The organism is Fibrobacter sp. (genome assembly GCA_012523595.1).
GTDB lineage: Bacteria > Fibrobacterota > Chitinivibrionia > Chitinivibrionales > Chitinispirillaceae > JAAYIG01.
Window position 1 is genome coordinate 1 of record JAAYIG010000055.1, and the last position, 15,216, is coordinate 15,216.

11 protein-coding genes are annotated in these 15,216 nt (G+C 46.7%); 4 read left to right on the forward strand and 7 right to left on the reverse strand.

The features are described 5' to 3' along the window. Positions 1-1,069 (reverse strand): family 43 glycosylhydrolase (locus GX089_03145; protein NLP01464.1); only part of this gene is annotated, 1,069 nt, incomplete at its 3' end. 831 nt (positions 1,070-1,900) lie between these two features. On the opposite strand from GX089_03145, the gene GX089_03150 reads away from it, so the two are divergent. Continuing rightward, a complete protein-coding gene (locus GX089_03150) occupies positions 1,901-2,992 on the forward strand; it encodes an SGNH/GDSL hydrolase family protein (protein ID NLP01465.1) in 1,092 nt (363 codons plus the stop codon). Between the two features lie 742 nt (positions 2,993-3,734). Here GX089_03150 and GX089_03155 read toward each other — a convergent pair. The 3 genes from GX089_03155 to GX089_03165 are packed head-to-tail and all read right to left on the reverse strand — an operon-like array spanning position 3,735 to position 6,665. Beyond that, positions 3,735-4,910: a phosphoglycerate dehydrogenase gene (locus GX089_03155; protein NLP01466.1), complete on the reverse strand. Its 1,176-nt coding sequence runs from the start codon at positions 4,908-4,910 to the stop codon at positions 3,735-3,737. 15 nt (positions 4,911-4,925) lie between these two features. Beyond that, a complete protein-coding gene (serC, locus tag GX089_03160; GenBank protein ID NLP01467.1) occupies positions 4,926-6,008 on the reverse strand; it encodes a 3-phosphoserine/phosphohydroxythreonine transaminase in 1,083 nt (360 codons plus the stop codon). Positions 6,009-6,029: 21 nt separating this feature from the next. After that, positions 6,030-6,665: a redox-sensing transcriptional repressor Rex gene (locus GX089_03165; protein ID NLP01468.1), complete on the reverse strand. Its 636-nt coding sequence runs from the start codon at positions 6,663-6,665 to the stop codon at positions 6,030-6,032. Positions 6,666-6,876: 211 nt separating this feature from the next. Here GX089_03165 and GX089_03170 point away from each other — a divergent pair, with 211 nt between their 5' ends. Beyond that, the gene (locus tag GX089_03170) at positions 6,877-7,821 is read left to right on the forward strand and encodes a DUF2225 domain-containing protein (GenBank protein ID NLP01469.1); all 945 of its coding nucleotides are present in this window, start codon (positions 6,877-6,879) and stop codon (positions 7,819-7,821) included. 26 nt (positions 7,822-7,847) lie between these two features. Here GX089_03170 and GX089_03175 read toward each other — a convergent pair whose 3' ends face one another. Together GX089_03175 and GX089_03180 are read right to left on the reverse strand one after the other, a co-directional pair. Next, the gene (locus GX089_03175) at positions 7,848-8,546 is read right to left on the reverse strand and encodes a type 1 glutamine amidotransferase (GenBank protein NLP01470.1); all 699 of its coding nucleotides are present in this window, start codon (positions 8,544-8,546) and stop codon (positions 7,848-7,850) included. A gap of 6 nt (positions 8,547-8,552) precedes the next feature. Continuing rightward, entirely contained in the window at positions 8,553-10,478 is a 1,926-nt protein-coding gene (locus GX089_03180; protein ID NLP01471.1) for a DEAD/DEAH box helicase, read from the reverse strand. A gap of 403 nt (positions 10,479-10,881) precedes the next feature. Here GX089_03180 and GX089_03185 point away from each other — a divergent pair, with 403 nt between their 5' ends. Then, entirely contained in the window at positions 10,882-12,078 is a 1,197-nt protein-coding gene (locus GX089_03185; GenBank protein ID NLP01472.1) for a glycosyltransferase family 4 protein, read from the forward strand. A gap of 1 nt (position 12,079) precedes the next feature. On the opposite strand, the gene GX089_03190 is transcribed toward GX089_03185, so the two are convergent. After that, positions 12,080-14,530: a hypothetical protein gene (locus GX089_03190; protein NLP01473.1), complete on the reverse strand. Its 2,451-nt coding sequence runs from the start codon at positions 14,528-14,530 to the stop codon at positions 12,080-12,082. A gap of 271 nt (positions 14,531-14,801) precedes the next feature. Here GX089_03190 and GX089_03195 point away from each other — a divergent pair. After that, the coding region (locus GX089_03195; GenBank protein ID NLP01474.1) for a hypothetical protein at positions 14,802-15,216 on the forward strand (415 nt) is incomplete at its 3' end.

Below are 15,216 nucleotides of genomic sequence, written 5' to 3' on the forward strand. Positions count from 1 at the left end.
AAACTGCACCATCCTTGAAATCGACCTCCCTGACCTTGATGTAGTCCCCGTTATTGATGGATGTGACGTTGAGACCACCACCGATATCGTTGCACTTCTCGGTCTTGAGCCCTCTTGAGAAGGCAATGGTCTCTGCCTCGACCCGTTTATATGGATCGAGCGTGCCAACGGGTGCGGGACCCTGTTGGGTCATGTTCAGAGCGGGAATGCTCCCGTCGGCCCCGTAGTCGAACTCTTCCACACAGACCGAGCGTTTGAAACTTCCCCCGCCGGGCAATGCACCGTTGTGATAAAACATATAGTTGCGGCCTTTGTAGTGGGCAACACCGGGGTGATTGGTGCCAATATTGGGATTGCCGAAAATGAAGCCCTTAAATTCCCAGGGTCCGGTTGGTGAGTTGCTGGTTGCATAGCTGATTCTTTGACTGAATCCGGAATAGACCATGTAATAGATCGAATTGCGCTTGTAGAACCATGGCCCCTCGATAAATCCCTCTAACGGTATTCTGGAAGTAACACTCCCCATCGTAGTGATCATATCTTCTCTTAGCCTCACCATACGGAGATTACCATTACCCCAGTAGAGGTAGGCCTGTCCGTCATCATCTATGTAAACTGTCGGATCGATAGCCATTGCTCCTTCCTGTGCTATCCACCTGCCAACCGCATCTACGAACGGGCCTGCAGGATTGTCAGAAACGGCCACACCGATTCTTGCGCCGGTATTGTTGTTGAGCGGCACGTACAGATAGATTTTACCGTTTCTGGGGACAGCCTGAGGAGCCCAGGCATTATCGGTAAACCATTTGAAGTCTCTCCCGGCAAGGACAGTGCCGCGTTCGGTCCAGTTCACCATGTCCACGGTCCAGAAGAGCTTATAGTCGTCCATGGTGTAGAAGTTGTTCCTCGTGACATCCTCGTCGTGGGAGGTATAAAGAAATAAAGTATCCATGTACACCATGGGGGCAGGGTCAGCCGTGTACCAGGTTTGTACAATCGGATTGTCGGCAAAGACGGTTACAGCGCAGAAAAGCAGCGCCGGAAGCAGGAAAGAACGTTTGTTCACCATAATCACATCCTTTAACAAGAAATATTTGTGTGTACCTCTAATTAATATAAAGATGTCTTTGTTAAATGAACGTCGATTCAGGGAGGAGTATGAATAAAGCGTTCTAAATTGTGGAACACATCTTCAGTGCTGTTTTCGATGAAAGATCAGGTGATTTTTCTATTTTTTAAAGTAAAATTGATGATCTGATTGTCCACATTTTTTCTTACTTGTACTGTCGTTTTGTCGTGCCTTCGTATTATCGTACAGTCGTAACCTTAGTACCTGTCTGTCCAAACCTCAGTAATTGTATGATTGATAATTGCACATCAACCTTATTCAATGCATCCTGAAAATTTTTAATTTCCGATTTTCATATTTTTAATAAGGTAATAAGGTTATGGTCATTGGTTTTTCTGTTTGCTGCTAAGGTTTTAAGGATAGATACTAAGGTTTTTAAGAAACTGATAAAGAACTGAGGATTTAGAGATAAAGACCGTGGCTGGCCATGACATAAGCGGGTGTTTTCTCTATATCAAACTTTCTTCCTGTTTTTCCATACCTTGCATTTTAATATTAGTTGTTAAGCCCCCATATATTCATCAAAATGACAAACAATACTATTTTCCCTTCTCATTTCTTCCCGTATTTTCGCACTCTCGTTTTGTCGCATTTGTCGCATTTGTCGTATCTCTCGTATCTCTCGTATCTCTCGTATCTCTCGTACCCTCGTACACTCGTGCTGTCGTGCTGTCGTGTTGTCAGCATGTCGTGATGTCGTGTTATATTCCTTTGACCAGAAAACCCGATCTTTTTATATTATCCTTTACATCCATTCAGGGAGAAACATGCGTGAGAAAAATTCCATTTTACCTGCTTCTGACAGCGGCCTTCTTTATGATTGACTGCAGTAATTTTATCCAGGCTGACAATCCGAAAATTCAGTATTTCGGAAGATTCGATTTTTCGGATCCCGGATCTCCGGCTTTTGACTGGCCGGGGGTTTATATCCGGGCGAAATTCGAAGGCACTTCGTGCAAGGCGGTTTTATCGGGAAAAAACAGATACGACGCTTTTGTCGACGGGAAACTCATAACCACCCTGACTGTATCATCGAAAATTGACACCCTTGAAATAGTATCGGGACTGGAAGACAGGGAGCATGATCTTCTTATCACAAAGAGGAGCGAATCCAACTTTGAGGTATCAAAGTTCTACGGATTTATACTTGATAACGGAAAGAGATTACTTGAACCTCCGGCTCCTCCGGAAAGAAAAATCGAATTTATCGGAGATTCTCATTCTGCAGGATACGGAAATGAGTTTACATCCAGAGAGGCGCCATCAGAGCAGCACGACTCCGTCTATTTTACCTCAACCAACACCTTCCTTGCTTACGGTTCTCTCACTGCAAGAGCCTTTGGAGCCCAGTATCAGGTTAACGCCTATTCAGGACGGGGACTGGTGAGAAACTATGCGAATCAGATGCCCGGGAAGGAACTTCTTTACTACTACGATAAAGTTCTTATATCACCGATGAATCTTACCGGTGAGAGCCCGTCGTGGGATTTCAACTCCTGGATTCCTCATGTGGTAGTTATTAATATCGGCATCAACGATTTCCAGGATCCTCCTCCATTCTCAGATTCATCCCTTTACGTTTCTAAATACCACTCTCTCATATCTACCCTGAGGAGCCGCTACCCCAGTGTAAAGATAATCTGCCTCGCGACATCGGTGTGGCCTACCAATCTGATGACTGTGCTTGTCAAAGATATTGTCAACAGGGAAAAGGAATCAGGCCATAATGATATCTGGTACATGGAGTACAGTTCATCGAATACTGCTCTCGACTGGCACCCGTCGCTGGAAGATCACAGAGGCATTGCGGAGAAGTTGGTTGAGGTTGTCAGGGAGGCAACGGGATGGGATGTGGTTCGGTGATGGTACGAGAGTACGAGGGTACGAGGGTACGAGGGTACGAGGGTACGGCGTCACGACAATACGACAAAACGACTGCACTCCAATACATGTAAATCCTGATAATCGGGGTAAATAGAAAACAATGTGAGATTTCATTTTCCTGCAAGCCCGGTTCACCGGGCTTATCCTGGATAGAGACTGCATTAATACCGCTTCTTTCTTTTTTAATTTGCGATTACGAGCACAGGAACGAAATGGAAATCTGTTATACAATTATCGTTTCTTCTTCCACCAGTAAAGATTAAGAAGCCAGCTTAACTTACCCGAGTTGTAACCGTTTCCCGACAGGCACTGCATTATGTCAACACAGAGGGGGTGGCGGAAGACCGGCGTCTTCGACGGGCTGGAGACAGGGGGAGACTTCCCACGATAATACGAGTGTACGACAGAACGAGTGTACGACAATACGGCGGTACGCATTCAGTTTACTTTGCAGATTCCTGGTGATCTTTTTTACATTAAGACTCCGGGCGAAATCGGAAGAAAAACATTGGATTCCGATACCGATTCCGGTACCGACCCCGATCTGCACTCCGACGCATCAATTATACTTTCCAAAGTCCTTCTTTGGGGGATTAGGGGGCTTATTAGATTTCTCCTCGCGAGCTCGTCGAAATGACAACCAGACTGCTACTTAAAAACGAAAACAAAAAAGGGGAAACAAAAATGTCTCCCCTGTAAGAGTACCAGTAAACAGTTCAGATCACTTGTTCTTCTCGATCATCCTCACCATCACCACCCCGTCAATACCGCGGAGCTTATCCAGGATCTCCCCCTCTACCAGCCTGTCAATATCGATGATATTATAGGCGTAGTCACCCTTGTGCTTGTTTATCATATCCGCGATATTGATCTTGTCGGCTGCCAGAATCGATGTTATCTGGCCTACCATGTTGGGGACATTCCTGTTTGCTATCACCAGCCTGAAAGGAGCGATCGAGTCCAGTTCACAATCAGGGAAATTGACCCCGTTTTTGATATTCCCCATCTCCAGAAAATCCCTCAACTGATTGACAGCCATCATCGCGCAGTTGTCCTCAGCCTCCGGTGTCGACGCACCCAGGTGGGGAAACGCGATTACATTGTCAATCTTGAGCAGGTCCTCATCCGGGAAATCGGTCACATAGGCCGCCACAGTGCCGTCTGCAAGCGCACTCTTAAGATCCTCATTATTCACCAGACCACCTCTGGCAAAGTTAAGCAGGCGCGCACCCTTTTTCATGATCGCGAAACGCTCCCGACCAAGCATCCCCCTGGTCTTGTCGTTGAGCGGAACATGTAAAGTTATGTAATCCGATTCCGCAAGAAGACTCTCGAGGGTCTTTGCACGCTTTACATTGCGGGAGAGCCCCCATGCCGCCTCGACAGAAATAAAGGGATCATAACCAACCACCTTCATCCCAAGCTCCATCGCATCATTGGCCACCATCACCCCGATCGCACCCAGCCCGACTACACCGAGGCGCTTGCCCTTGATCTCAGGACCGGCAAAATCAGACTTCCCCTTCTCGATAAGCTTTGGAACCTGATCCCCCTGCCCCACAAGACCCTTTGCCCATTGTATCCCGTGAACTATTCTTCTGGAAGAGAGCAAAAGACCGGCAATCACAAGCTCCTTTACTCCATTGGCATTAGCCCCCGGGGTGTTGAAAACAACTATTCCCCTCTGAGAACATTTGTCAAGTGGAATATTGTTCACACCTGCACCTGCTCTGGCGATGCCCTTTACCGACGACGGGATGTCCATCTCGAGCATATTGAAACTTCTCACAAGCACAGCATCCGGATTTAAAATCTCGGATGCAATCTCGTAGTGATCCCTGGGGAAAAGCTCAAGACCGATTGTCGCGATTTTATTCAAAGTCTGAATTTTGTACATCATATTCTCCTTTTATCAAGCATGTGCAGCTTCAAATCTCTTCATGTAATCAACTAGCTTTACCACTCCCTGCTCCGGCATGGCATTATAGATACTCGCCCTCATCCCGCCAACCGAGCGATGTCCCTTGAGATTCACCAGACCCTCGGCAGTTGCACCCTTCAAGAACTCCTCATTGAGCTGATCTGTGGGAAGCACAAACGGGACATTCATGATGGAACGGTACTGAGTTTCCACAGTCGCCTTGAACAGTTTGGAGTTGTCGAGAAAATCATAGAGAACCGCGGCTTTCCTGCGGTTTACCTCCTCTATTGCCTTCACTCCACCCATATCCTTGAGCCACTTGAAAACAAGCTTTGCGATGTAAATACTGTAGCACGGAGGAGTATTATAGAGCGATTTGGCTTCAGCATGGATCTTATAGTCAAGCATGGCAGGAGTATTCTCCATCACCTTGCCCGGAAGATCGTTTCTGATAATCACTATAGTAACCCCGGCAGGTCCCACATTTTTCTGCGCCCCCGCGTAGATAACTCCGAACTTCTTTACATCGTAAACTTCCGAGAGGATGTTCGAAGACATATCGGCCACAAGAGGCAGATTTCCGGTATCGGGTATCGATGGATACCTGGTGCCGAATATCGTGTTGTTTGTGGTTATATGCACGTAGGATGCCTCCTGGTCAAACATCTCTTTACCAAGAGATGGAATATAGGAGAAGTTTTTGTCCTCAGATGTAGCAACCACACGCACAGTACCGTACTTCTTAGCCTCAGAGATCGCCTTCTTGGACCACATGCCGGTATTTACATAATCGGCCTTCTTCTTCTCACCGAAAAGATTGAGAGGAACCATGGAAAACTGCAGCGATGCTCCACCCTGGAGAAAGAGAACAGTATAGTTCTCCGGTATCTCCATCACTTCACGAAGGAGAGCTTCGGCTTCATTTATTATCTTTTCGTAAACCTTCGATCTGTGGCTCATCTCCATCACCGACTGGCCGGAACCCTCATAGTCCAGCATCTCCAGTGAGGCCTGCTTGAGAACCGGTTCAGGAAGCATCGACGGACCAGCGGAAAAATTGTAAACTCTTGCCATAACAAAATCTCCTTCAATAAATTATAGGTTTTCCCCCCGGACCCTGACCTGCGCGGAAAGAATCCGAAGCTCTGCTGTAATATCCACATTACGAATAAAAACTCCCTCACAATCAGGCTTTATAACCGCAGGGGAGAAATTCACTATCCCCCTCACCCCTCCCTCTATAAGCCTGCCTGCGACTTCCTGAAGACTCGATGCCGGAACTGCCGTTATCCCAAGGGTAATCCCCATCCGCCTTACCACCTCTGTGATCTGATGAGAGGGGAAAACACTCACTGTGGTCCTGATTGTCTCCAGCTTGTTGATGTTGCTGTCAAACCCCGCCACAATCTCAAACTCTCCCCCGGCCAGTATCGAGTGCTGAAGAATCGCACTACCCAACCTCCCAAGCCCAACCAGACAAGCCTTCTTCCCGGAAAAGAAACCTAAACGCTCCCCGATCAGTTCCTTAAGACGGCAGACATCGTACCCACTGCCGCTACTGCCAGCCCCTCCCAGAAAACTGATATCCTTCCGTACATTGTGAGCGCTTATCCCAAGCCTGCACTCAAGCTCCGAGGAAGAGATACTGCTAACCCCATCCCTCTCCAGATCGAGAAGAAGCTGGTAAACCGAGCAGAGACGAGTAATGGCTGGAAAAGGTATTTTGTTCATAGCTTGTGAATTATTTCACTAATAGTATACATCTATTTTTATGCCAAAGGCAAGCTTTTTATTAAGACAGTTACAAATATGCCGGTTTATTCGGTTTTCTGTGAATTTTTTCACAGTTTAACCGCTCACCCTTTTTCCCCTTTACTTCCCTCCTCTTTTATGGTATAGTTATTCTTTGGTCGGTTTGGTTTAATTTTACGGAATTCTCATCATGACCATAGATGTTTCAGAAGTAAAAAGAAGGCTGCAGGCATTACTAAATGATCAGAGCCTTGTGGATGAATATTTGCGCCAATTCGGACCCTCCTCAGGTAACCAGAACGCAAAATCAGCCCTCGCCCCCAGAAGAGAAGAGGAAGACCCGATCTACGAGATCAAACTCACCTGCCCCGTATGCAGCAAGAAAGGGATCGTCTCCTACGAACTGAAATCCAAAAGCCAGACTATCGTATTAAACAAGTTCCTGGTTCCCATCTATACCGGAAGACCTGGATTCAAGACCGTTGACTACACTCTCCTAGCCCCAATTGTCTGCCCCCAATGCCTTTTTGCGTCACCTGACAAAAGGGACTTTGGCCGCGGATCTGAAAGTGACCAGACAAAAAACCAGATACCAGAAAACGTGATCACAAACTTACAGAAGAGTATCAATAAACGCAAAAAACTTCTGAAACCGGAAACTGATCCGATAACCTGCTTCAAACGACCCAGGTCTGTTGCCGCAGCAATTGACGGCTACAATCTTTCCCTGGCCAGAGCAAAAGTGGAGGCCTGTTTCAATCTGCCCTATGCGCAATTCAAGATGGGCGCCTACTGCCTGAGAATCGCGAAAATTCTCAGAGATGGCGGACATAATAACACGGAAATACTAAACAATGCTATAAAGTTTTTTGAGGAAGCGTTCAGGATCTCAAACTGCCCCTCAGAGGAATTTGAAATGCAGACAGTCTACCTTCTGGTTGCTCTCAATCTGAAAATTGGTAACCAGAAAAAAGCAAGCAGCTACCTGAATGTGTTCCAGAACCTGCAGAGCCAGCGATTGCTTGAAATGGAAGAGGATCCCTCCCTCAACTGCAATACCATCAACAAATGGCGGGACAGAGCCCGGTATCTCTGGGAAGACAGGGATGATCCTGAGTTGTTCAAAGACGAATAGACCGGCAAACCACCCGGCTTTCCTTATTAACTGTCAAATAATTTCTCGTAAATATTCTTCATCAACCCGTTTGCAGCGCCAATACATCTATTTACACCTTCCAGTATCTCCTTCTCCCCCTGTATCCACTTCCCTTCCGTCATCTCATCTTTACAGTTCCTGACAAGAGCCTCAACCGACTCTTTTGTCGTCTCCAGATGAAACTGCAGAGCCAGCACCCTGTTATCATAAATAAAGCCCTGGTTTTTATACGCTGCACTCGATGCTATCCATCGGGACCGGGGAGGAAGTTCAAATGTGTCTCCATGCCAGTGAAAAGCGGTGAATTCCGGGGACACATCTTTGAACAGATCCATCATCCCTGCCTCAGGTGTCAAATTCACCGGAAACCATCCAATCTCCCTCTCTCCACCCGGAAAGATCCTTCCCCCAAGAACATCGGCGATCAACTGCGCGCCCAGACAGATTCCAAGCACACTCTTTCCACCTGCAATTGCTTTCTCTATGAAAGACTTCTCCTCTGCAAGCCATCCATACTCTTTTTCCTGGTAAACGCCCATGGGCCCGCCCATTATCACCAGTGAATCGAATTCCGAAAGCGAAGGGAACTCCACTTTTTCAAACAGAAGGCTTCCTGTGACAGTATCTCCACAAGCTTGAGCCAGTTCACAGATATAAGCCGGGGTCTCAAATGGTACATGCTGGACATAGTGAACTCTTTTCATATTGTCTCACCCTACTTCAAGCTGCGCCTGAGCATCCACAACATCCCTGTTTACAAGCAGCAGCGCCTCATGAAACTTGTCTGAAAGGTAAGTATCAGGTACTTTGTCACGAAGTGTACGCAGAAGCTGGATTGTCATACGAAGCACTCTGACCAGATCGCCTTCAGGAACACCGAAATCGGCCAGTTCCTTTAAGCTGCACCCGTTTGACCAGGAGAAAACCGGTGCTGCCAGTGAAAAATCCATCTCCCGTACAGGCATGCTTATACGGTGCTTTATCTCTTTCATTCGCAGCCTGTGAATGACTTTTTCTGCATCGAAACGCAGCCGCATCGATGTAACCGGGGCAGTTTTACGGGATCGGCTCTCCTCAGTGATAAGCGCAGCCAGAACCACAGGAATCTGCTGTACTGTAACTTCCTCAAAACTTCTGGAATAGTAAAGCTCCGCAACCTGAATCTCATACCCGCTTACAGCAGCGGCCAGCTTGCCCTTATCTGTCAATTTTGTTCCGTCAAGAAAGCCTGTTGCCTGAAGAAAGCGGATACGATTCTCGATCTGCTTCTCCTCCTTCCGGTAGGCTTTGGACATGGAAAAGACACCCTGACGGAAATTGTGGAGGCTCTTGCGGAAAATCTCGAAAGACTCCTCACCAAAACGGCTGTACAGATTAAGTATCGTGGAGTAGCCTGCAAAGAAACGGCTGTTTATACGCTCATTTTTCCCATACAGAAGCCGCTCCAGGTGCCTCGGATCGGTAGCCTCGGGTATCACCTGTGAATAAACAAACCCCACCTCATCCATACCCCGCCGTCCGGCCCGCCCTGCCATCTGGTTATATTCCCTGGTCATCAGGTACTTGAACTCTACCCCGTCAAACTTCTCCAGCTCATCAAAAATAACCGAACTGGCAGGCATGTTCACCCCAAGGGCGAAAGTCTCTGTACAGAAAAGAAGCTTGATCAGACCGGCAGTGAAAAGCCGCTCCACTATCTCCTTTGCCGCAGGAAGAATTCCGGCATGATGAAACGCGGTGCCTGATTCCCAGAGATTACGCAGGTACGGAAGTCTGTCGTAAGAGGTGAGACTATACTGTACCACAAGCACATCGATCATCGCGCGAGCCTTGAGCTTCTCCTCCATACTCAGCAGATTAAGCCCGCTGTGCTGCTCTGCATTGTACTCACAGGCCCTGCGGTTAAAACAGAAATAGAGTACCGGAATATGCCCCTTCTCAAGCACATACTGCACAATGCGCCTCGATGAGACCTTGCGGCGCAGGTACTTCTTACGCTCGATGGGGTTGCTGCGGTACTTGCGGGCGATACTCTTTATATTCATGATCCCGAATTTGGGACTGTAAAAAGCATGACGCAGGGGTACCGGACGATGATTCTCCTCGATAACGGTAAACTCTGTCCCCCTCACAGTCCCCATCCATTGCGCAAGCTCATGAATATTGGGCACAGTGGCACTGAGACACATGAAACGGATCTCACGCGGAGCAAGTATTATGCTCTCCTCCCAGACCGTCCCTCTCTCCGGATCATCGAGATAGTGTATCTCGTCAAAGACCACATAATAGATATCCCCCAGGCGGCCTGAGCCCTCAAGAATCAGATTGCGGAAAATCTCCGTTGTCATTATAAGAAGCCTGGCATCGGGATTGATGGTCACATCACCTGTCTGAATCCCCACTACCTGCTCGCCAAAACGTTTCTTGAAATCGCGGTATTTCTGGTTGGAAAGGGCCTTTATAGGAGCAGTGTAAATTACCTTTTTATTACGCTCCAGAGACACATCAACCGCATATTCAGCTATAAGGGTTTTTCCGCAGCCCGTAGGGGCAGCCACAATCAGGGACTCTCCCCTGTTTATCGCCTCAACCGCTTTTACCTGAAAATCATCAAGCTCTAAATTCTGATAACGCACATACTCTCCGCTTAAAAAACATCGTATAAAATAGATTTAAACTGGTGTTTAATAGCATAAATTGTGCAAACCGGTGAAAGATTTTTGTTTGTCAGTGTTCAACTCTGCTACTAAGGCCAGCCAGACAACTAAACAAAAGCATCTAATGGTAGGGGCCGTTTTACGGGCCCCTAAAACCCCCGCTGAAGGTAACGAATCATTATCCATGCCGGAAGACCGTCATGGGCAGAACTTCCTATGTGACAGTTGTTCATGACAAGGGGAGACTTCCCCTGCAATAATTCTTAAAAATCAGGAAATGTCTTGAACTATGATTGAACTGATTAACCTGATTACTCTGATTAGGAAACGAAATACCGCCATTAACTTGCACGAAACCCGTAAAGATAATAACATATTGATAATGAGTAAAAATAACCCCGTCTATAACACCAAAAAACTCAATCTGGCAATACTGACAGACTGGTACTGGCCTTGTAAAGGCGGTGTGGAGAGGGCTGCGCAGTCACTCGCCACCAGTTTACAAAAGTCATTCTCCGTAACAGTAATCACTCATCGGGTATCAGATAACAGCTCACTATACAGCACATACACATCAAATAAAAGACAACTGCTGAAAGATCCTGATGGCAACAGAATCAGCCTGCTGGAACCGTCGATTGCCGGAAGAATCCTTCTGGCACCTCTTATGATCTGGAACATGCCCGGGGTACCCAGGACCGCAACACTGTATGACTCCCTTTACCGTTTCTACAGGGCAGCATTCAGTAAACGTCTCAGGAAACTTATCTCTCATACCCGAATCGTCCATTGTTTCTCAACGGGATATCTTGCACGATGCGCATCGGAGGTATGCAAAAGTTCTGATCTGCCTCTTGTGCACTCCCCTTTTATCCATTTCGGAAGATGGGGGGATTCACCCGCACAGCTTGACGCTTACTGCAGAGCAGGGGTTATCCTCTGTCCAACAGAGTTCTTCCGTGAAAAACTCATTTTATCCATGAATGGAAAGACCCTGCCGCAAGTAAGGGTTATCCCGCCGATTACTCCGGAACCGGTTCAGCCTCTCCTTGAGAAAAAACCGGTAAATGGCAGATTTGTACTTTTCCTTGGACGGCATGAACCTCATAAGGGACTTGGAATTCTTCTTGAATCATTCAGAGATCTCAGGCAAAAGGTAAAACTGGTTATCGCCGGACCATCCGGAGAAAAACACTTCCATCTGCCTGAAAACGCGGTTGATCTTCGTGAAGTGGATGAGAATACCAAGAAGTGGCTCCTTTTCAATTGCGACCTGCTCTGTGTACCTTCCAGGGATGAAACTTTCGGGATAGTGTACACAGAAGCTATGAGTTACGGAAAGCCGGTGGTGGCATTTGATATCCCGCCGGTAAACGAGATAGTGCAAAACGGGATTTCCGGAATTCTTGTGGAGACAGATAACAGGAAAGAGCTGAGTTCAGCACTTGAAAAGCTTCTCTCCAATGAGACAACCCGCCGCAGCATGGGCCGGGCAGCCCGCGACCGCTTCAACAGCTACTTCTCCCCGGCCAAAATCATTAAGGAGCACCTGAAAGTTTACAATCGACTAATCGGCTGACTTATCGCACGACTGTCACAGGAACAGTCTTGTGGCTGCCGCTGGTTTTAATTGTAAAGAGATATACTCCTCCGGGCACACCTCTTTTCTCCTTATTATTCCAGACAAGTGTACCTCTGGAGGATTCCAGGTTCCATTTCTTCAGGCATTTTCCATCAACTGAATGGACTGTCAGACAACTGTTTTTATCGGCAATCCCGCCAAGATCATATCTGAGCAGGTATCCCTGGCCGGTGCTCCTCTTAACAGCGGAAAAAGACAGCTTTCCCGAAGTCTCTCTTTTCCTCTTGACTACAGGAGAACTCATCCTTACATTTGTAACCTGATCATCTTTTACTGTAATCCAGGCAGCCTCTTCAGGAATCCATGAATTGAGGACCTGGTTGGAATAATCCGTAATATTATTTATTGTAGTCTTCTCATCCATACCGTACCACTGGTATTCTATATTGTTGCCATTTTGTGAAGCGATCGCCAGGCGGTAGTCTCCGGCGGGAAGGAAAGGGATGGCGATACTTGAGGCAGAAGAGCTTTTGAAGTCCAGATCCGGTTGAAAAAACCATATTTTGGGAAAATTATCCGGGTTGATGTTCAGCACCTGAAAGCAGGCAGCAATCCGGTCCTCGCTGTCATAGCAAAACGCCAGCAATACTGGCCCTGCGCTTACATCCGCCACTATTGCCCCTGCCTCTTCGTTGACAGTTACAGGACCGAATACAGTTGTGTTTTTCTCTTCTACTGTGAATCCGGGAAAGACAGCCCGGGCAGCTCCGCTCTGACCCGCAAACCGTAACAGATCAGATGCATTGATAAGACCAAACATAGATGTCCACCCATCGTATTCACCCGGTTTCAAACCTGTAAAGCGCATTCCGCCTGCCGATGTCATTTCAGCGACTTCTGAGAGTGAGGAGTCGGTGCTGTTTCTCAAAATACCAAATTGTCCGAAATAGACAACCGCATTTGTTTCATATTCAGGCTTGTTGCCTGACTTATTTCTGAAAAATCCAGCCGCACTTCCGCCCTTCAATTCTAACGGTACCTCAATTTCCAGCTCTTCACCTTCGGATACAGTTATAAAAGATGTATTGTCAGGATACCAGACACTCTGTGCATAGTAGTCTTCAGGATCAACTTTGATTCTGAATGGCTCAGAAGCAGCAACAGGCAATGAGAATTCTCCATCACTGGTATAATCTGAAGAATAGACATAATCCACATAGAAATTCTCATAGTAGCAATCAACATCAGCACTGATCTCTACCACTGAACTGCCATCGGTAATCTTTCCTGTAACAGTACCAAATTTGTATTCAGGATCACTGACATGATCAGGAAAGGTAAGGGTAAAATTGTCAATAATCTGACCCTCATTGACTGTAATCAAAGAGGCGCCTGAAACTGTTTCCGCTGACGGATAATAGCGATGCCATGTAATATCACCATTGTAGAGCCAGTACTTTAAATAGTACTTTCCGGCAGGAATTCCCTCGATAAGAAATGTGGTATCATCGGTATATGCCTCACTATACACTATTCCATCTTCACCGACGCACTCCAGATAAACGTCACCTGACGGCGCACTTCCATCAGCATGTCTTACTTTACCCGAGAGAACCCCGCCGGCACTGAAATAAATCTTTTTTTCCGAAACATTTCCGGTTATCGCTACAAGTGAAGGTTGAGCGGTTTTCACACTGCTTCCATCCCACCATTGAGAAGCAAATCCGTCTGTTGATGATACCATGATATAGCATTTCCCGTCAGGTACTGTCACCCGCAGGGAGAAGCTTCCCGATGGATCGGTTGTCTCTGTTGAAAACATCCTGGAGTAGTTTCCCTGTTTCTCACCTATCAGTGTCAAAGACACATTGGTTCCTGTTGGAGCAGGAGTATTCTCTCCAATGTAACAATTTCCTGAGATTACTATGGATTTTTCCTGATCAGGTTCCGGCAGGGTAATGTTATTTCCGGAAGAAGTCTGACCCGCGGTAAGAGTGATATATCTGGCCTCCGGGGATTTTTCCGTGTTTCCCAGATACCATTTAAACTCTTCGATATAGACAGTGTAAGTTCCAGGGTGGAGTCCTGTGAACTCAAAATCAACTGCATTCCTGAAAGAATAGTATGTACCCTTTACTTCATACCCGAAAGTGTCAATAACTGACACCCTGGAGATTGAGCTCACTTTTGAGGTGTTTTCAGTTGGAATTATAGTACCTGAGATACCGCAGGAACCCAGTCCACCCTGAGCTTTGGCAAGGGAAATACCCCTTTTTTTCGCCAGATTATTCATCTTCTGGTTTCGGGCCTTCTTTTTCAGAACAGAAAGGAGCGATTTTTCCGGGAAACGGATATCCCCATGAACAGTTTCCGAAATTGAAAATATCAGAACTGAACATACCAGAAAACAGGATAAAAACCAGCCATTGACATTGGATACAGATTTCATTTGAGTCCTCCCGGGTTCGAAGCTTACATTTTTCTTAAGGACAGAGCAGATATAAATAATATAGGTTTCATTTGACATCTGAGGCAACAGATGACACCAGAACCATGCTTATATTATACAAATCAAAACCACCCGCCGGCAACGCCTAAAAGTCCCCCGCTGGAGAATTCAGGTAGCTTGACAAATCAAGACCCGTAGTACTTGCATCATTTCCTGGAAGATTCTATAATTCTCCTATACCTGAAAATAAAAAACCCGGAGAAAAAAAACGATGAAATTCATCCCTTGTATTTATCCTTTTTTATTCTTTTCCCTGTCCTTCGGCGCAGCCATTCAGGACAGCCTTTTTCCCGTTCCTGAATTCCTGAAAGGAAACGTGGATTTCTGGAAAAAAATCTACACAGAGGTATCCTCAAAAGAGGGACTGCTTCATGACCGTGATTTTCCTCAGATCATCTATGGACGCATAAGCGGTAGCTATGACTCCAGGAATGTCAAAACCTTCCGTGAAGAGATCGTAAACTCTCTTAATAACATCACATCCCATCCTGAATCCACCTGGACAGACAAGGAAAAGAAACTATTCGAGCAGTTTAAAAAACACGCCTCCATACTCGATCTCCAGGGTGCTGCAGAGCGGGTACGTTTCCAGCAGGGCCAGGCAGAGCGCTTCAGAGAGGGTCTTG